Source organism: Pseudomonas sp. 8_5_2 (assembly GCF_059295255.1).
Window position 1 is genome coordinate 2,497,875 of record NZ_CM181238.1, and the last position, 18,380, is coordinate 2,516,254.

The window sequence follows — 18,380 nt, forward strand, 5'->3', positions numbered from 1 at the left end:
TCGGTGGTTGCTGAAGTTCGCGCTGATCCGGGTGATTAATCAGGTCACTTCGGGCCACAACGTGATGATGTTTTGAAAGAGGTACTCGAAGAGCACCTCTTTCAAATCTCGGGACTTTCTACCTGCAAGGCCTATTGTGCCGGAAGTAGTCATGAGGCGTAGGTATGCGTTAACCTAGATAACTAATGACAGGGGCGAGATTATAAGTATGAAGCAAGCGCTCGTCATTCCTGGAGAAGCAGTAAGCATGAAGGTGATGGCCTGGAAGAGACTCCCATTGGTCGAGCTGGGCACGGGTGACCCCTTTGAGATCGCTACCTCTCAGATCATGAATGTAGATCTTCCGGTTGCGTAAATTTCTGCGTACATCTCGATAATCATAGTTGGTTCCATTTAGTATATTGAAGCTGTTGACGTCGTCTTCTGTGACTAGTCTGCGCAAGCGGTCGCTGGGTTTGGTGTGGGAAAAGGCAGATTTGTCTTCAAGAAGGAATTCTACGTCGTTGAGATAAGGGTCGCGTCTGACTGTAACTTTGCCTAGGGTGCTTCGGTAGCTAGTGAAGTTGTCTCCAGTTGTTTCGCCGTGAGCACCTGTATAAGCATGGATGTCACTTTTTGAGTTGCGCCTGGATATTTTAATGAGCGCATCTTTTACGTCGCTGTGAGTTACAGTCATATCAGCGGTCCAGAGTATTCTCTGCTGGGGCCCGGGCAGGGTGTCCTGATACCATACGGGAGCCCTACCGGGGGCTGCTTGAGAAATCACTTGTTGAGACTTGTTTCCGAATACTCTGAGCCCTGCAGTTTTACCTCCCATGGGATTGCCCGGATACGAGGTAGGTCGCGGAGCATGGGGTGATCTGACGGCATATTTGAATCGTCTTGGTCCCAGCGATGCGCGCAAAGCGCGCAGCCTATGAAACCCTTCGCCAAGCGCTTTACTCAGCTTACTCGCTCCGGCATGCGCCAGGTCAACCAGGCCAGCAGCCATCGCCGCCCATCCCAGTTTCTCGGCCAGTTCAGGGTTACTCTGTTGCACCGATACCTGAGCGATGGTCAAACCTGCATACGCCAGCGTCGATCCATATATCACCGCCTTCGCCACCCCGGCCATCTGCGAGCCGAATGCCGGCGCACTGGCCAACGCCATCATCACGTGCCCCACAGGTTCCAATATCCGCGACAGCTCCGGGTTCGACTGCCTCAATGCCATCCCCGTCGCCGTAACTGCGGCACCCGCTGTGTAGGCGATCATCAGCCCGGCGATCACCGGCGCACTCAGGGTGCCTGCCGAAGCTACGATCAGCAGCCCGCCCAGAATCGTCAGGCCAGCGAACAACAGCCAATCCCCCGTGCTGGCAGCCTGGGGTGGCGCTGTCTCCGTGCTGGGAGTAAGCGCGGCAATAATGGTGTCGAGCCGGGTCAGGCTCGCGGCCTGGGCCTGGCGGTTGAGCATGATGTGGCCACTGGGATCCTCGAAGTTGACCGGGTCGGCTTTCGGGCAGTAGGCACGGTCATTCGGGCCGGCTGCACCCAGCGGGCTCCAGTCGTCGGGCTGGCAGAACACTTTGTGCTGGGCGTCGTAGACGCGGTAGCCGTCGCCGAGATGGAAACCCCCCGTCACCCGATCCACCCGCTGGCCGTTGTAACCGACGCCCACCGATTGAGCGTTGAGGGTGGCCAGATGGGTAACGCCCCAAGGCGTGAACGTGACCGAATGGCGAACCCAGGCGCCGTCCTTGAACTGGTATTCGTCACCCCCACCGGTCTGCGGGTCGCCGAGCACGAACAGCCATTGATCGCCCAAGGCAACCGCCAGGCCCGCCTGGTCATCCAGCGTCAGGCGCTTGAGCACCTTGCCTGCACCATCCAGCCAGGTTTCCCCACTCAGGCCATTGGCACCATAGTTGAGGATGCGCCGCTGGTTGTTGACGACATCACACTGGGCAATCAACCGGTCATGTTCGTCGTACTCGTAATAGGTCAGCGGCGTCGTGCCACCCTTGGCAGTCACTGACCTGAGGCGGCCGCTGTCAGTGTAGGCCAGGGTCTGTTCCCGCTCGTTGGTCGCCAGGTTGCCGTTGGCGTCGTACGTCAGGGTGACCGTGCGGGTACTGGTCTTGCCGGCAAGTGTCGCGGCGCAGGTGATCGCCGTACGCCGGGTTGGATGCATCGCATCGTCGTAGGCATAACTGCGTACCAGCGTGTCGTTGTTGCTACGCGTGGTCGAGCATTGGGTCATGCTGCCCAGTTCGTCGTATTGGTAAGCCTCTTCCTTGATGGCATGCCCTTCGTCATCCTTGACCTGCTCGCCCGCCACTGCGTCCACCGTCCATTGCTGCAATTCATCGCTGGTACCGGTCACACTGGTGTAATAGACGAATGTCTCAGTTCTTGCCCGTGTGCCGTCACGGTACAGCGTTTTGCTTAGCAGCTGGCTGGCCGGTGACCAGGTTTGCTCGTAGCGCACCTTTTCCTGGCCGTTCAGCGAATAACTGCGCTTGGTTTCGCGGCCGAAGGCATCGTAGTCGTGCAGCACCTGCAAGTGCCGGCCGCTGCGCATGTCTTGCACCGTGAGGCAGGCCAACTGGCCCAGTGCAGTGTATGTGTATTGGTATTCGAGTGATCCCCGGCGCAACCGGCTGCGGTAACCTTGGGCATTTTCCCAGGCCTGCAGGGGCAGGTTGTTGCTGTTCCATGTGCCGGTCAAGACGCCGCGCAGGGAGGCCGAACCCTCATCGCGCTGCTGTTGCCCGTGCACCGTCCGGTTGAAGCGCCAGGTGCCCAATAGCAGCGGCTGCAAGGTTTCGCTGGTGACCAGGCTTTGATGATCACCCTGCACCGGGCGTTCGGCCTGCAAGGCCTGTGTGACGGGGCTCAACTTGAAGGTTACCAAGGGTGTCTTGCTATCGGTGCTGCCTTTTTGTGCATACCAGGACAGGCTGCCATCGTCGTTGCGTGCATGGTAAAGGCTGGTACCGTCTGGCTTCACGTAACCGTCTGGCCGGGTTCGCAGCGTTTGACTGGTATCACTGCCCCTGACCAGCGTCGCCACGGCGCCCTCGTTGAACGTGCGGCTGGCCAGTACCCGTTCTGGCGCGTTCGCCGACTTCTTCACGCTCATGCGGGTTGGGGCATCGTTCAAGCCTTCGTAGGCCCAGGTAATGATCGATTTGTCCGGTTGGGTCAGTGTCTCTGCGCGCCCCAGGCCGTCGTAGCTGATATTCCAGGTTCTGGCTTGCTTGGCATAGCCGGGGATGTCCTCGGTCACCTGAGTGCGCTGGCCTTTCTGGTTCAGCGTCTGGGTGGTTGTGATGGCTGCACCGGCGGCAGGTTTCTCCAGGCCTTTCCATGCTTCGTGCGTCAGGGTGACCGACCCGTCCCGCAGGTTGCGCTGGGTGGTTTGTTGAGTGCTCAGTGCGCCCTGCGAGATCAGCCCAAGGGTGGAGCGGGTGGTCAGCGACACATTCTGGTTTGTGTCGGTAACCACCGGGTCATGCCCGTGGGCCTGCCAGAACCAGTCCTTGCTCCGCTCGGGCAGTGCTTTGACGTTGTCGATGCGCAGGCCCCCGGGCAAGTAGTCGAACATCACTTGGCCGGCCATTTGCCCATCGCTGTCCCAGGATGTTTGTTCCACCGTGCAGTAGTTGCCGGCACCGTGGTCGGGCCCTGGCACGCGTTGCAGTTCCCGGCGCACCATGCGTTGCTGGCCATCGTAATAGCACCGCTGGTGACGCCCGTGGACGTCGCAACTCCTGACACAGGTTCCCTCGCCGTCTTCCGAGTAGTGGATGGATTGCGAGTGGGTGGTTACTAGCGAGGTCACCAAGCCAGTGGTAAAGGCCTGTTCATTGAACGCATAGGTGTCACTGCGCACGCCCCGGCCCAGGCTATCGTACCGATGGCAGGTAAACGCTATGGCCTTGCCCTCGCTGTCTTGCCGGGTTTCACGCAGTAGGCGGCCGGTACGCGCCGACACGATGTGGCGTTGGAGGATGGCCGTTGCCGTCGAGTAGGGCGTGGTGCGCAACAGTTCGAGGGTGGCGGCTTGTTGGCCGATGGTCACTACCTCGGTCACGGTCTGGGTGCTGCGTGCGTTGTCGTTCTGGTACCACTGGGTGGCGATGCGTTCGCTGCTGCGGACCGCGCCGGCCTGGTGCTGGTAGTTGGCCTGCACCAGGGAGACGGACAACGCTGTCGGTTTGGCCAGCTTCACGTCCATCAAGGCCAGGGTGTCGCTGTCGGCAAAGGCTTCGAAGCCTTCGAAGGTAAGCACGGTGTTGGGCAGCAGGGTACCGTGCTCGTCGCGCTGGTTCAGGGCGTAGCCGAACAGGGTCAGTACCGGGGCCTGGCGGGTACCGTCGGGCAACAGCAGGTACTGGTACTGCGCGCACAGTGGCAGCAGGCCTTTACCCGCCGCCGGGCGCTCGGTGCAGGTGAGCTGGGTGGCATCGGCCAGCGCCCTGCCGGTGGTGCCTTGCGTGGCGTTGGTACCGGTGGTGACCTTGGCCAGTGTCAGCCCTGCAACCAGCTTGCTGATATCCAGTGGATGGGCGTCGGCCTCGTAGTACCAGAGCCGTGTGTGCAAACCATCGTCAGTGATGAACTGTATAGGTTCCAGGCCGCCGGGGCGGTAACGGGTGAGCGCGGTTTCCGTGAGCGAAGCGGCTGGAAGGGTGGGGGCTGGGCTGGAGGTGGTCTGATCCGTGCTGGTCATGGCTGCTGTTCCTCGGCAGTGGCGGCGACGCGGAGATCTTCGACGGTGATGTGCTGCTCTGTTTGCCGCGGCTGGCGCAGCGGAGCGGGCACGGCGTGGTCGGTCTGATAGACATGGCGCGTGATGCGCTGCTGCTCGCCGGGGACTTTTTCGATCAGGCGCGCAAGTTGCGTGGCACCGTCAGCGCTGTGGGACCACTCCCAGCGGGTGGATGGCACCTGTTCCAGGTCGCTGCCGACAGGGGCGTGCGCGTAGCGGGTGGCTGCGGTGATCTGCTTTCTACCTTCCCAGGCCCAGGCATGGTGGGTATTGGGTTGTTGGCCACCGGGTACCAAGGTGTGCAGCGCGACACGAGGTGCTGAATTGTAAAATGACTCGTCGTAGGCGACCACTTCCCGTGAACCATCGTCCTCGGCAATGCAGCACAATACATTGTCCAGCGTTGCCGACACGGTGTACTGGAAGTACAGGCGCTGGTCGGGCTTGTCCGTCTGGGAGCCGCTGGATCGAGTCAAACGCCTAAGCAGGCAGTCTTTGATGTCCAGGGTGATGCAGCAGCGCTCATCGGTCTCTGGCCAGAGGGTGAAAACGCTCTGTTGGCTACCCTTTAGCACCGGCTCGGCGGAGTGTTCGGCCTCGAGCAGCACGTTGACACCGTCCTTTATGCTGTTCAGGCGGACATGGCCCTTTACGCCTTGCCAGTCCAGTTGCAGCGCTCTGTTGTCGGCCTTGAGTTGCAGTGGCACCAGGATCAAGGCATTGCGCTCGATATCGGCGAGTGCCAGCGCCATTTCGGTTTTCAGATTGTTCAGATCTTTTTTATTCGCGATGACCTGTTTGAGTCTTTCCCGATCCTTGCCTAATAAGTCGGCGCCCCATGTGGTGTTGATAAAGCCCGCGACAATGGAAGAGAGTTGCATGCTGCGGGTTTTTTCGTAGTCATCAACTTTTGAACCTGGCAAAAAGCCAATGCCTCCGGTCAACAGCCCACCGATAATGCTCCATATTGGCGGCGAATCTGTTGATGGTGTTTTCAGGTCCTCCAGTGCTTTATCGATTTTCGCGATAATTCCATTGATCTGGCCTTTAAGGTTATCTTTATAGGTCCCGCCACTTTCCAGGTTGTCATGGGCCTGGGGGAGCCCAAGCACTTCTTCGTGGCCGTTAAGATATTCGATCGTGAAAGCCGTCAGGTGATAGACCTTTCGTTTACCACCTTCAGCGCTCAACTCGTCGGTAGTCCCTTGGCCCGCTTTGAGGCTATAGTCAAGGCATACTATCGGCTCGCCTTCGATCAGTTGCTTGATGTTATCAATGCTGAGCTCATGCACGGTCCCGTTACCCAGTACCAGGCGCCGCTTTCGATTGTCGTAAGAAGAAAAACCGGAGAACGCGAAGCCATCGCCGAGGGCGCTTTCGTTGGCACGTAACGGTGAGTAGTTAAGCGCCAGTGTGATCGCAGGCGTACTGCCGGAAAGGCAGGAGAGCGTTGCAACTGTGTGATGGAAGTGGAACAGGCCTGTCTGAGGCGAGACGCCATGGGGCTGCGAGCTGCTAGAGGCGAAGAGCTCGGACCCGTCGGTATTTGCCATGTCGGCGCACAGTGTGTCGTGCGCAGGCTCTTCGATACTTATTTCTTTTGTTGTTGTGCAGCTCTGAATTTTTCTCCAAAGAAATTCAGGAGACACGATGCCGATCAAAATCCCTGCTGAAGCGCTAACTTCATCGGGTTCGAAAGGGACGTTTAAGTCGAGTGCAAGTCCGTAGTCATTGCGGCTGCAGGAAACTAGAGAAAAACGTCTATCGATGGCTTGAGCATCAAGCCAAATGCAGAGTTGCTGCCGCAAAGAGGAGAAATGGATGTCGATAGTTGCGAGGTGGCATTGGGTGGTCGCTAGGTTTGATAAGGTCTTTTCAATGAATTTTCTGTCACTGAAGATCTGCGCAAGCGTGCTAAGGTCTCTATGTTTAGTGGTTTTAGTAAGTCGGAGCAAACCCGTAAGTGTGTCATGAAATCCAGCTGCAATAACCCAGGTGGAATCAAATATTGAAGATCCCTGCTGGATGGTCACGAGGCGTGGGTCGGGCATGCTGAAGCTGAATGGCGAGTCTTCAATGTCTGCCTGTCTAAATTGTACTACTTTTGAAACTTTATCAAGCGCCGTGTGTGTCAGCTCGGTTGGTGGCGTGTGTATATTGAGTTGTGCAAGATTTTTTATGATTTTCTTTGCAGTGACTGGAAAGACTCCAGGAGAACTAACTTTTTTTTGAAGTAGCTCTGCATATAGATAATATATGTCGTCTGTGACGGGTTGTGGTGTGCGCTGGCTGGCGTTGGTAGCGTGGGCGTTATGTGCCTGGACTGGTCCGTTCAGGATGAATTTATTAATATGAATGGGGAAAGGGTTGGTGCTTTTACTGCCAGTCGCTATGGGTGTTGATGTCAGTTTCTCAAGTGCTGTTTGTAGCTGGAGAACAGTTGCTTCATGCACTTTCCAATTGTTCAGGGTGGTGCCGGAAACGTTGGAGTCGATGTTGAGCTCCAGCCAAACAACCCCGGTTTGTTTCAAATGCTCGTTAAGCGTTTTCGCCAGCTTGGCCCGCTTTGCTGGCTGATCTATCGAAGACTCCATCGCCGACAAGGTAATGGATGAGGTGTGGCAGAGGTGCCCCGTGCGCGTGTCACGGCTCTCAATGACCAACTGACAACTTTCGTCGCCAAGACAGGCGTCAAGCACGTCATCGAAATCCTCGTCGGAGCGGCTTGACCAAGCAGGTGAAGCCAAGGGCTCACTCATCCAGATGCGAAGGGGAATCCCTGCGCGCAGGCAACGCCATGTCGCTGCAGGGGCCGTGCCGCCGCTTGCCTGTTCCAGTTTGATGTAGGGTGCCAGGGGGGTGCCAGCCAACTGACTGGCCAACGCGGCCGGCCATTGGTTCTGCCCCTGCGTTTCAATACTTGGAGAGAACGTGAACGGCGATCCCGGCAGCGGCGCGCCCGTTACATCATCGTGTACCGCAATCATCACCTTGCTATCCAGGGCCAGGTCCGAGTTCACGGTGAATGCTGCGTGCTCAAGCCAATTGACGGCTTCAAGTTGAACAGAAAGGTCGGACAGTTGCGGTATCCAGAGCCGATTACCCTGCAGCGCGGGCGTGATGCTGATGCCATCGTCCTGGCGCTTGCCGGCCCTCAGCATCGCACTGTGCTGGTTGACAAATTCGCTCATCTGTTTGCTCCAGCTATCGCTGGCGCTGTTCGCTTCGGGCTGGAAAAAATGGGATTCGTACAGGTGCTGGCTGGTCCTGTGGCGTACTTGGATGCATGCACGATCTCCCAGGGACGGCGCTGCATCTGGAAGCGTAAGTGCACAGACCTGATTGGCCTTGAACGGAAGGTTGCTGAGCAGCCTGCAATGCGTATCAAATGCCCACAAACGGTCGACCTGGCTTTTCTCGATGTTGTTGTACCCCGTGAAGGTTTGCGAGGTGGGGGCATCGGTGTTTTCGGTCAGTTCGGCGTCGTTCGAGAGATGCCCGGCCTGTAGCAGCACGGAACCTTCGACCAGCGTCTCGTCGGCCTGGATCGCCTTGACCAACGCAACAGGCCAGGCCACGCGGGCCTTGTTGGCTTCGGTCGCTGTTAGCGAGACGGTTTTCAGCACGCGCCCATCGATGGGGTCGACGGCCCAGACATGAACGGTTTCGTCCAGCTGCAGGTCCCGGTCCGCCAGCACATGGCAGGGGCTTGCCCAAACGCAATCACCGGTGCCCAACGCGCTGTGCTCGAAGCCTGTCATGCTGGGCAGCTCGGCCAGCAGGTCGGGCGCTATGGCAGGTTCAACGGCAGGCTCGACCGTAAGCGGAGGGGTGATACCGGGTAGTTCAAGAACAAAATCAGGTGCTATTTCATGCACGAATGCCTGGTATCGGGTGGCTTCCATGTCCACGAAGTCAGGTGGTGGGGTGTTTTCGCCTAGGAAAAAGAACACGTAGTTTAATTTTTGGTCTGGGTAAAAACCTGTGGTAAGTCTATTTGAAAACCAGGGGTTGGCAATTTTGGCTTTCAATGCTTCGACGTCATCATCGTTGATGAATACAGCTCTTGAGGCGTCACGCATTGAAACCTTGCCGATCTGAAAGAAGGACGAAATTTTATCGAAACTATGCTCGGTCAGGAGTGGGTGAGGGAGGGTATGGAGTTTGTCGTGGTAGCTGGTCTTCACCAGCCGCCAGCCTCTCTTGAAAAACTCGGAAAAATCGTTCGCTACTCTTTGCTTTGTTTCTTCAAGGCACTCGATGCTGTCGACCTTGCTCCATTCAATCTCAATGAAGTTTCTATACTCGAGCGTTGGCGTGAAGAAAGCGACCCGTTTGTTGGCTCCCCCCCAGTAGTACGCATTCCCGTTGACGGTAACGGGGTCGCCTGTATTGAAGCACCTGAACACATCCTTTCCGCTGTAGGCTTTCTTGGCGCTCATCTCAACTTCTCCGGTTAGAGACCACAACTGGGTGCTGGATTTCGCTGCCCAGCCGATGTAAGCAGCAGGGCGGATTGAGTGTTCATCTGGATGAAAAGAGGGGCAACTGGCAAAAATGTCAGTTGCGAACGTACGAGTTTGGCTCTTGTGGTGTTGCTATCAGCATGATTGCGCGGATGGCACCGGTTGCTCCGGTGTTCGCGGCTGAAGCCGTGCCCACAGGATTATCTTGGTTTCCAGTCGTGCGCTGTACTTGTGGGAGCCGCGCTTTCCGGCGATGGGCCGCGACGCGGGCCCACGATTTCAAAGTTGTTGCATAAATTGCCGGGGCCGCTTCGCGGCCCATCGCCGGCAAGCGCGGCTCCCACAGGGGGCGCACACGGGTTCACCCGCGCAGAAGGCCTAAAGGTCGATACAGCCAAACCTTAAGCCATTTGGACGATGTTTGCGCCGCGCTCCCGACTGACTATCCCCTCATGCCCCCGCCTGACAAGAACAAGAGGAACGGCTCCATGGCTGCGTTGTATCTGCCCCTCGATCAGGAGCGATGCCCATGCGCTCGGTGATCGGCTATCTGGTCTGCCTGTTCGTGGGGCTGACCATCGTCTTTACCTTCCTGCCCCGCCCCGAAGCCGCGCCCGCCGACGACCCCCTGCGTGCCGACCGGGTGCAGGTCAACGCTTTGCTCGCCCTCGAACCGCGCGTGCTGGCCGTGGGTGAGCGCGGCAGCATCCTGTTCAGCGACAACCAGGGCGCCAGCTGGCAGCCTGCGGTGGTCGAGCCGCAGCGCGAAGTTGCCCTGACTGCCGTGGTGGCCCTCGACCGCCAGCGCCTGCTTGCGGTCGGCCATGACGGCTGGATCCTGCGCTCTGACGATGCCGGCCAGCACTGGCGCGAGGTGCGCCACGACGACCAGCTCGGCGAGCCCCTGCTGGGGGTGTGGGCGGCCAGTGCCGACAGGGTGCTGGCCTATGGCAGCTTCGGCAAGTTCTACCAGTCCGATGACGCCGGGGCGACCTGGCGGCCGTTGGCGCTGGACATCGACAGCGCCCATCTCAACGGCATGGACGGCGGTGAGGACGGCCGGCGCATGCTGGTCGGCGAACAAGGCCTGGTGCTGCGCAGCCGCGACGCCGGTGCGCACTGGCAGGCCTTGCCGGCGTTCTACAACGGCTCGCTGTTCGGCATCGTGCGCCTCAGCGCCAGCGACTGGGTTACCTACGGCATGCGCGGGCATGTGTTTGTCAGCCACGACTTCGGCGAGCACTGGCGCCAGGTCCAGGTGGGCAATGCGCTACCGCTGTACGGCCACGCCCGTTTGCCTGGCGGTGGCCTGGTGATCGTCGGCGCTGGCAGTTCGGTAGTTCGCCTGGATGCCAGGGGCGAGCTGGCAAGCGCCACCCGGATCGCCGGGCACGGCACCCTCACCTCGGCAACCATGGTCGGTTCACGGCTGTTGCTGGGGGGCGAGCAGGGGGTTTTCGTGGAGCCGGCGGGCAACCTGGCCACGCTGGATAAACAAGAGGCGTTCCGATGAGTAAGGCACAGACTGGCGTGGCGCGTTGCGTCGAGGCCACCGCCAACGGCTTGATGAAAGGCCGCAAGGGCTTGCTGCTGTTGTTCGTAGTGCTGACCCTGGGCCTGGGCTACAGCGCCACCCATACCCAGCTTGACCCGGGGTTCAACAAGCAGATCCCGGTACGCCATGCCTACATGGTCAATTTCCTGCGCTTCAGCCAGTATTTCACGGGTGCCAACCGGTTTCTGGTGAGTGTGCGCTGGAAGGGCGAGGGCGACCTGTACAACCCGGAATTTCTCGATACCCTGCGCAATGTCACCGACGATGTGTTTTTCATCTCCGGGGTGAACCGCGCCAGTGTCACCTCGCTGTTCACCGCCAACGTGCGCTACATCGAGATCACCGAGGATGGCTTCTACGGTGACGTGGTGGTGCCGCCGCGTTTCAACGGTAGCGCCGAGGACCTGGCCCAGGTGCGCAGCAATGCCGCTGCGGCCGGGCAGGTCGGCCGGCTGGTGGCCAACGACCTGAAATCGGCGATGGTGCGCGCCGACCTGCAGGACATCGATCCGCAAACCGGCAAGGCGGTCGATTACGCTGCAGTGGCCGAGCACCTCGAGGCGATCCGCCACAAGTACGCCAACGCCGACATCGAGATCAACATCGTCGGTTTTGCCAAACTGGTGGGCGACGTGGTGGAAGGCCTGAACACCGTGGTCGGCTTCTTCGTGATCGCCTTCGCCATCACCGCGCTGTTACTGTGGCTGTATGCCCGGTCGTGGCGCCTGACCCTGGTGGCGCTGCTGGTGGCGCTGCTGCCGGTGGTGTGGTTGCTGGGTTTGCTGCCGCTGCTGGGGCTGGGCATCGATCCGATGTCGATCCTGGTGCCATTCCTGATCTTTTCCATCGGCGTGTCGCATGCCGTGCAGATGACCAACGCCTGGAAACAGGACGTGGTGGCCGGCGCCAGTTCGCTGCAGGCGGCCCACTCGGCATTCTGCAAGATCTTCATCCCAGGTTCGCTGGCGCTGCTGATGAACGCCCTGGGTTTCGGGGTGATCATGCTGATCGATATCCCTATCGTGCATGAACTGGGCGTCACCGCCTGCATTGGCGTGATGCTGATGATCGTCACCAACAAGCTGATGCTGCCGATCATCCTCTCCTGGCTGCACCTCGAGCCCGCCTCGCTGCGCCAGGCCCAGGCCGCCCGGGCCGGCCGTCACCGCCTGTGGTGGCGGCTTTCAGCGCTGGCCGAACCGGGCCCGGCGCTGGTGGTGTTCGGCTTGAGCCTGGCGCTGCTGGTAGCAGGCGCCTGGAAGGCGCGGGACCTGGCCGTGGGCGATATCGGCGCCGGCGCGCCGGAGCTGCGCGCCGACTCGCGCTACAACCAGGACAACGCCCGCATCATCAGCAGCTATTCGATCGGCCTGGATGTGCTGTCGGTGTTTGCCGAGGTCAAAGGCACCGAAGAGGGTTGCCTGTCGCCAGAGGTGATGCGCGCGGTGGAAGCCTTTGATTTTCGCATGCGCGCGGTCAGCGGCGTGCAGTCGGTGCAAAGCGTGGCGGGCATGGGCAAGCGGGTGATCGCCGGTAACAATGAGGGCAACCCGCGCTGGGCAGCCATCCCCGGTTCCGCGCGTGGCCTTAGCCAGGGCGCGCGGGCCTACATGCCCGACGACGGCCTGGTCACCGAAGGCTGCCAGCAGATGCAGATCCTGGTGTTCCTCAGCGATCATGAGGGCGCCACCATCAGCCACGCGATCAATGAAGCACGGCGGATCATCGACGCTGTGCGCACGCCGAAGGTCGACTTCCTGCTGGCCGGGGGCAACGTCGGCGTCATGGCCGCCTCCAACGAAGCGGTCAAGCGTGCCGAGGTCATCATGCTGGGCGCGTTGTTCGGCTCGGTGGCGCTGTTCTGCTGGCTGACGTTCCTGTCGCTGCGGGCTGTGCTGTGCATCCTGGTGCCGCTGGCGATCGTCGCCATCCTCTGCAATGCGCTGATGGCGCTGCTGGGCATTGGCCTGAAGGTCGCCACGCTGCCGGTGATGGCGCTGGGGGTCGGGGTGGGGGTCGATTACGGCATCTACCTGTACGAGCGTATCCAGCACGAGATGCAGGCCGGTGCGGACCTGCGCGAGGCGTTCTATCAGGCCATGTGTCAACGTGGCACGGCGGCGGTGTTCACCGCGCTGACCATGTCCATCGGCGTCTGCACCTGGGCCTTCGCGCCGCTGAAGTTCCAGGCCGACATGGGCGTGCTGCTGTCGTTCATGTTCCTGGTCAACGTGCTGGGGGCAATCTTCCTGTTGCCGGCGCTGGCCGCCTGGTTCAACCGTGGCCGGCCGCTGGTGGCCAGGCAGGCGGCAGCGCGTGCGGTGCTGGCAGGTGTTCAGCGCTGAAGCATCCGGTAACCGAAATAAACCCGGTGCCCCTATTGTCGGCACCGGGCCCTGCCAGCGAGACTTGGCCACGGGCAACTGTTGCAGCAAAGGGCCGCCGGCCCAAGCCGAAATTATAAAAATAACAAGGGAAGGCCCACGCCTTACCCGAGCGAGGAGAAGACTGTGGACACAGCTGTCTTGACCCATGATGCACTGGCCGCCCTCGGCCTCGACCTGGCCGCCTACGACCGCCTGGTCGGCGAGGTTTATGAAGGCGCCCTCGACCCCAAGCTGATGGCCCGGGCCCTGGGCAGCTTCCGTACCCTCTACGAAGCCAACTACGTCACCCTGATCCTGCGTGTGCCCGACCAGCCCGACATGGGCGTGATGATCATTTCCGGCGATATCGAAGGGGCGGGCGATGTCAGCTACATGACCTACCCGCAGACCAATTCGCCGTTCGCCAACCAGCCCCTCGACCATGTGTTCACCGTCGATGACATCATGAGCTCGACCGAGTGGGAGCTCAGCGGTTACTTCAAGATGTTCTGTGGCCCGCAGGACGTCTACCACGTGATGGGGGCAGACATCTCCACCCCTGACGGCGGCAAACTGCGGTTTCGCATCACCCGGCCCAAGCGCTCGGCCAACTTCTCGGCCCATGAACGCGCGCTGTGCGGCATGTTCCTGCCCCACCTGCGCCGGGCCTTGCAGGTGCACAACCTACTGGACCGCAGCGAATCGCTGAGCGACCTGTATTCCCAGGCCATCAGCCGGCTTTCGGTGGCGACCCTGGTGCTGGACGAAAGCGGCAGCGTGCTGCGGGTCAACCCCGTGGCCCAGGACATCCTTGCCAGTGCCGACGGCCTGAAGCTGGTCGGCGGGCGCCTGGAGGCCACCTACCCGAGCGACAACCGTGAACTGCAGCGCCTGATTCGCGCGGCCTTTTCCCCCGACGCACCGAAGAGCGCCGAGGCGATGTCGGTGACCCGGCCGTCGGGGCTGGTCAACCTGGGGCTGGTAGTGGAGTCGATCCCGTCGCTGGACTGGGCCGAGGAAAAAGGCAAGCCGGCGGCGCTGGTGTATATCCGCGATGCCGCCAGCAAGTCGTTGGCCAGTGAGGTGGTGACCAAGCAGCTGTTCAACCTGACCCGCGCCGAAACCGCGCTGGCCATGGAATTGGCCAATGGCCTGTCCCTGGAAGAGGCCGCCGAGGTGCTGAACATCCGCCGCAACACCGCCCGTGCGCACTTGCGCTCGATCTTTTCCAAGACCGGTGTGCGGCGCCAGACCGAGCTGGTGCGCATCCTGCTCAACAGCGTGGTCGCGTTGGGGAAGCCCAAGGTGGCGCTGAAAACCATAGACCGCCTCAAGGTGCCGCCCCCCCAACTGGCAGTCGCCTTGCCACGCCGGGCCTGAAGCCACCCCATCGCGCCGGATGTAGTCCGCCAGGACGATGCCGGCGCGTGCACCACCTGCCGATACTGGCCGCACCCATCATGGAGATTCACTATGTCTGTTACAGCTATCAGTGGCAGTGCCTCGGGCATTGGCGCAGCGGTGAGTGCTGCGTTGCGTGCGGCGGGGCATGAGGTAATCGGTATCGACCGCAGCAATGCCGAGGTTATCGCCGACCTGTCCACCGCCCAGGGGCGGCAAGCCGCCATCGACCAGGTGCTGGAACGCAGCGGCGGGGTACTGGACGGCCTGGTGTGTTGTGCCGGGGTTGGCGTTACCGCGCCGTCCTGCGGGCTGGTGCTGGCGGTCAACTACTTTGGTGTCAGCCAGTTGCTCGATGGCCTGCAGGATGCCCTGGCCCGTGGCCAGGCACCGGCGGCGCTGGTGATCGGCTCGGTAGCGTCGACCCAGCCGGGTGCCGAGCAGCAGCCGATGACGGCGGCGATGCTGGAGGGGGACGAGGCCAGCGCAGTGCAGTTGGCCAATACGCTGGGCCAGCCGCATATCGCCTATGCCTGCTCCAAGTATGCTGTGACCCACCAGGCCCGGCGACTGGCGCCGGCCTGGGCCGACCGCGGCATACGCCTGAACGTGGTAGCACCCGGTGCGGTGCAGACGCCGCTGCACCAGGCGTCGCTGGACGATGCCCGGTTTGGCCAGGCGGTGCGTGACTTTGTTGCGCCGCTGGGGCGTGCTGGCACCCCGGATGAAATCGCCGCACTGGTGGCGTTCCTGCAGTCCGGGCAGGCGGCGTTCATCCATGGCAGCGTGGTGTTCATCGATGGCGGTATGGACGCAATGGTGCGTGCGCCGCGCTTCTGAAAAGGATCTTGCATGAACAAAGTGGCTTTCATTACCGGCGCCAGCCGTGGCATCGGTCGGGCGGCGGCATTGGCCTTCGCCCGCGCCGGCTATGATGTGGCGATCAGCGCACGCACCCTGGAAGAGGGCGAGCAGCACCCGCATGCCCTGCGTGATGCCAGCGGCGCGCCGCTGGCGGGCAGCCTCAACGCGACCGCCGACGCTATCTGCAGCCTGGGTGGCAGGGCGTTGGTGGTGCCGATGGACCTGCTGGACAGCAGCACGGCCGAACAGGCCTGCGCAACGGTACTGGCCGAGTTCGGCCGTATCGATGTGCTGGTGAACAATGCGATCTACCAGGGCAGTGACCTTAACGCGACCTTTCTGGCGCTGCAGCCGGAGACCCTCGAGCGCATGTTCACCGGTTATATCCTCAGCCCGTTCCTGCTGACCCGGGCGGTGGTGCAGCGGATGCTGGGGCAGGGCGGCGGGGTGGTCATCAACGTCACCTCTGGCGCCGGTGAAAGCGACCCGCCGGTGGCGGCGGACAAAGGCGGCTGGGGTTATGCCTACGGTGCCGGCAAGGCAGCGGTGTCGCGGCTTTCCGGCATGCTTTCGGTGGAACTGGGCGAGCGCGGTATCCGTGCCTATACCCTCAACCCCGGCGTGGTCACCACCGAAGCGCTGAAGGCGACCATCGGTGAGCAGGGCGTGATTGCCCTGCGCGCCGGCAGCGCCCCGCCCGAGGTACCGGCGGCGGTGATGCTGTGGCTGGCCGAGGATCAACGCGCGCCGCAGTACCAGCGGCGCACCGTGGCGGCACAGGCGTTGGCGCTGCAATATGGGATTGTGGCTGACTGGCGCTAGGCGACTGCGGTGAATGGCACCGGCTTTGCCGGTGTTCGCGGGTGAACCCGCTCCTACAGGATTGCATCGGGGCTGACAGGTGCTCGCCACAGCATTTTTAGCGCCTGTGAGATCGAGCGCCGCCCGCGCGGCGCTCGATCTCACAGGCGCTAAAAATGCTGTGGCCAGCTCACTCAGCCGCGCTGGCGCGCCAGGGTCATGGCGGTATCCTCGATCATGTCTTCCTGCCCCCCCACCATCCCGCGGCGCCCCATCTCCACCAGAATCTCCCGCGCCGACACGCCGTACTTCTGCTCGGCGCGCTTGGCGAACAGCAGGAACGAGCCGTACACCCCGGCATACCCCATGGTCAGCGCATCGCGGTCGCTGCGAATAGGGAAGTCCATGATCGGCACCACCAGGTCTTCAGCGACATCCTGAATGGCAAATACATCCACCCCGGTCTCGATACCCATGCGCTTGCACACCGCCACCAGCACTTCCATCGGCGTGTTGCCAGCGCCCGCGCCCAGGCCCGCGCAGGCCGCGTCGATCCGGTTGGCACCGGCGGCAATCGCAGCGATCGAGTTGGCCACACCCATCGACAGGTTGTGGTGCCCGTGAAAGCCGATCTCGGTTTCCGGCCGCAGCGCAGCGCGCATCGCCGCCACCCGCTCGCTGACCTGGTGGGGCAACAGGTAGCCGGCGGAATCGGTCAGGTAGATGCAGTTGGCGCCGTAGCTTTCCATCAGCCTGCCTTGGGTCACCAGGCCTTCGGCGCTGTTCATGTGCGCCATCATCAGGAAACCCACGGTGTCCATGCCCAGGTGGCGGGCATGGGCGATATGCTGCTCGCTGACGTCCGCTTCGGTGCAGTGGGTAGCCACGCGCAAGGTACTGACCCCCAGTTCATGGGCCATTTTCAGGTGTTCGACGGTACCGATGCCGGGCAGCAACAGCGCCGACACCTTGGCCTGCTTCATCAGCGGGATCACCGCCGCCAGGTACTGCTCGTCGCTGTGCGCCGGAAAGCCGTAGTTCACCGAGCTGCCGCCCAGGCCATCGCCGTGGGTCACCTCGATCAACGGCACGCCTGCCGCATCCAGGCCACTGGCGATGCGCTGCATCTCATCCAGGCTGATCTGGTGGCGCTTGGGGTGCATGCCGTCACGCAGGCACATGTCATGTACGGTAATGCGTTTGCCAGAGAGGTCCATGGTCGCTTCCTTAGGCCAGAGCAGTGGGGGCGGGGCGCAGCACCAGCTCGCCCTTGAGGATTTCTTCGGCGTACAGCTCGGCGGTACGCGCGGCGGCCGCAGTCATGATGTCGAGGTTGCCGGCGTAACGCGGCAGGTAGTCGCCCAGGCCTTCGACTTCCATGAAGATCGACACCCGGTTGCCATCGAAGACCGGGCCGTTGACCAGCCGGTAGCCCGGCACATAGCGCTGCACCTGGGCGATCATGGCGTCCAGCGCCGCGCGGATCGCGTTCTGGTCCGGCGTGTCGGCAGTCAGGCAGTGCACGGTGTCGCGCATGATCAGCGGCGGTTCGGCAGGGTTGATGATGATGATCGCCTTGCCGCGCCGGGCGCCGCCCACCTGTTCCACCGCGCTGGCGGTGGTGCGGGTGAACTCGTCGATGTTCTTGCGCGTGCCAGGCCCCACCGATTTCGACGCGGCGGTGGCGATGATCTCGGCATATTCCACCGGCTGCACGCTGGACACGGCGGCCACCAGCGGGATGGTCGCCTGGCCACCGCAGGTGACCATGTTGACGTTCATCGCACCCAGGCCGAGGTTGGCCTTGAGGTTGACCGGCGGCACGCAGAACGGGCCGATGGCTGCGGGTGTCAGGTCGATCATCAGCACGCCGAGGGCGTTGAGCTTTTCCGAGTTCTGCGCGTGGACGTAGGCCGAGGTGGCATCGAAGGCGATCTGGATGCGGTCGTCGAGCACGTGCGGGAGCAGGCCGTCAACGCCGTCAGCGGTAGTCTTCAGGCCCATCTCGCGGGCGCGTGCCAGGCCTTCGGAGCTGGCATCGATGCCTACCATCCAGACCGGCTCCAGCACCTCGCTGCGCTTGAGTTTGTACAACAGGTCGGTGCCGATGTTGCCTGGCCCGATCAGCGCACAGCGGATCTTCTTGTTCATGTTCATGGCTCCAGGGAGAG

General features: G+C 61.6%; 9 protein-coding genes. 5 read left to right on the forward strand and 4 right to left on the reverse strand.

What is annotated here, in order from left to right:
- Positions 1-169: 169 nt before the first annotated feature.
- Both AC5O5R_RS11540 and AC5O5R_RS11545 read right to left on the reverse strand, forming a co-directional pair.
- Positions 170-4,717, reverse strand: coding sequence for an RHS repeat-associated core domain-containing protein (locus tag AC5O5R_RS11540; RefSeq protein WP_494515390.1), 4,548 nt, complete (start codon positions 4,715-4,717; stop codon positions 170-172).
- Positions 4,714-9,198, reverse strand: a complete 4,485-nt coding sequence (locus AC5O5R_RS11545) for a hypothetical protein (RefSeq protein WP_172225229.1) — start codon at positions 9,196-9,198, stop codon at positions 4,714-4,716. The genes AC5O5R_RS11540 and AC5O5R_RS11545 overlap by 4 nt, the downstream gene beginning before the upstream one ends.
- 553 nt (positions 9,199-9,751) lie before the next feature.
- Here AC5O5R_RS11545 and AC5O5R_RS11550 point away from each other — a divergent pair.
- From AC5O5R_RS11550 to AC5O5R_RS11570, 5 genes are all read left to right on the forward strand, one after another.
- Complete coding sequence (locus AC5O5R_RS11550; protein WP_172225226.1) at positions 9,752-10,735, forward strand: WD40/YVTN/BNR-like repeat-containing protein; 984 nt, start codon at positions 9,752-9,754, stop codon at positions 10,733-10,735.
- On the forward strand, positions 10,732-13,122 hold the full coding sequence (locus tag AC5O5R_RS11555; RefSeq protein ID WP_172225223.1) for an efflux RND transporter permease subunit: 2,391 nt from the start codon (positions 10,732-10,734) through the stop codon (positions 13,120-13,122). The genes AC5O5R_RS11550 and AC5O5R_RS11555 overlap by 4 nt, the downstream gene beginning before the upstream one ends.
- Positions 13,123-13,287: 165 nt before the next feature.
- Positions 13,288-14,523 carry a helix-turn-helix transcriptional regulator gene (locus tag AC5O5R_RS11560; protein ID WP_172232051.1) on the forward strand — a complete coding sequence of 412 codons (1,236 nt, stop codon included), beginning with the start codon at positions 13,288-13,290 and terminating at the stop codon, positions 14,521-14,523.
- A 93-nt stretch (positions 14,524-14,616) separates the two neighbouring features.
- The gene (locus tag AC5O5R_RS11565) at positions 14,617-15,384 is read left to right on the forward strand and encodes an SDR family oxidoreductase (protein ID WP_172232048.1); all 768 of its coding nucleotides are present in this window, start codon (positions 14,617-14,619) and stop codon (positions 15,382-15,384) included.
- Between the two features lie 12 nt (positions 15,385-15,396).
- A complete protein-coding gene (locus tag AC5O5R_RS11570; RefSeq protein WP_172232045.1) occupies positions 15,397-16,230 on the forward strand; it encodes an SDR family NAD(P)-dependent oxidoreductase in 834 nt (277 codons plus the stop codon).
- Positions 16,231-16,403: 173 nt separating this feature from the next.
- On the opposite strand, the gene dmpG is transcribed toward AC5O5R_RS11570, so the two are convergent.
- Both dmpG and AC5O5R_RS11580 read right to left on the reverse strand, forming a co-directional pair.
- Positions 16,404-17,426 (reverse strand): 4-hydroxy-2-oxovalerate aldolase, encoded by a 1,023-nt coding sequence (gene dmpG, locus AC5O5R_RS11575; protein WP_172285545.1) that lies wholly within the window; start codon positions 17,424-17,426, stop codon positions 16,404-16,406.
- Positions 17,427-17,436: 10 nt separating this feature from the next.
- The gene (locus AC5O5R_RS11580) at positions 17,437-18,360 is read right to left on the reverse strand and encodes an acetaldehyde dehydrogenase (acetylating) (RefSeq protein WP_172222767.1); all 924 of its coding nucleotides are present in this window, start codon (positions 18,358-18,360) and stop codon (positions 17,437-17,439) included.
- Positions 18,361-18,380 lie beyond the last annotated feature (20 nt).

Bases quoted from the DNA above. Each gene is read 5' to 3' on its own strand.
- AC5O5R_RS11555 (WP_172225223.1), top strand. From the start codon at position 10,732: ATGAGTAAGGCACAGACTGGCGTGGCGCGTTGCGTCGAGGCCACCGCC.
- AC5O5R_RS11580 (WP_172222767.1), bottom strand. From the start codon at position 18,360: ATGAACAAGAAGATCCGCTGTGCGCTGATCGGGCCAGGCAACATCGGC.
- AC5O5R_RS11570 (WP_172232045.1), top strand. From the start codon at position 15,397: ATGAACAAAGTGGCTTTCATTACCGGCGCCAGCCGTGGCATCGGTCGG.
- AC5O5R_RS11540 (WP_494515390.1), bottom strand. From the start codon at position 4,717: ATGACCAGCACGGATCAGACCACCTCCAGCCCAGCCCCCACCCTTCCA.
- AC5O5R_RS11550 (WP_172225226.1), top strand. From the start codon at position 9,752: ATGCGCTCGGTGATCGGCTATCTGGTCTGCCTGTTCGTGGGGCTGACC.
- AC5O5R_RS11545 (WP_172225229.1), bottom strand. From the start codon at position 9,198: ATGAGCGCCAAGAAAGCCTACAGCGGAAAGGATGTGTTCAGGTGCTTC.
- dmpG (WP_172285545.1), bottom strand. From the start codon at position 17,426: ATGGACCTCTCTGGCAAACGCATTACCGTACATGACATGTGCCTGCGT.
- AC5O5R_RS11565 (WP_172232048.1), top strand. From the start codon at position 14,617: ATGTCTGTTACAGCTATCAGTGGCAGTGCCTCGGGCATTGGCGCAGCG.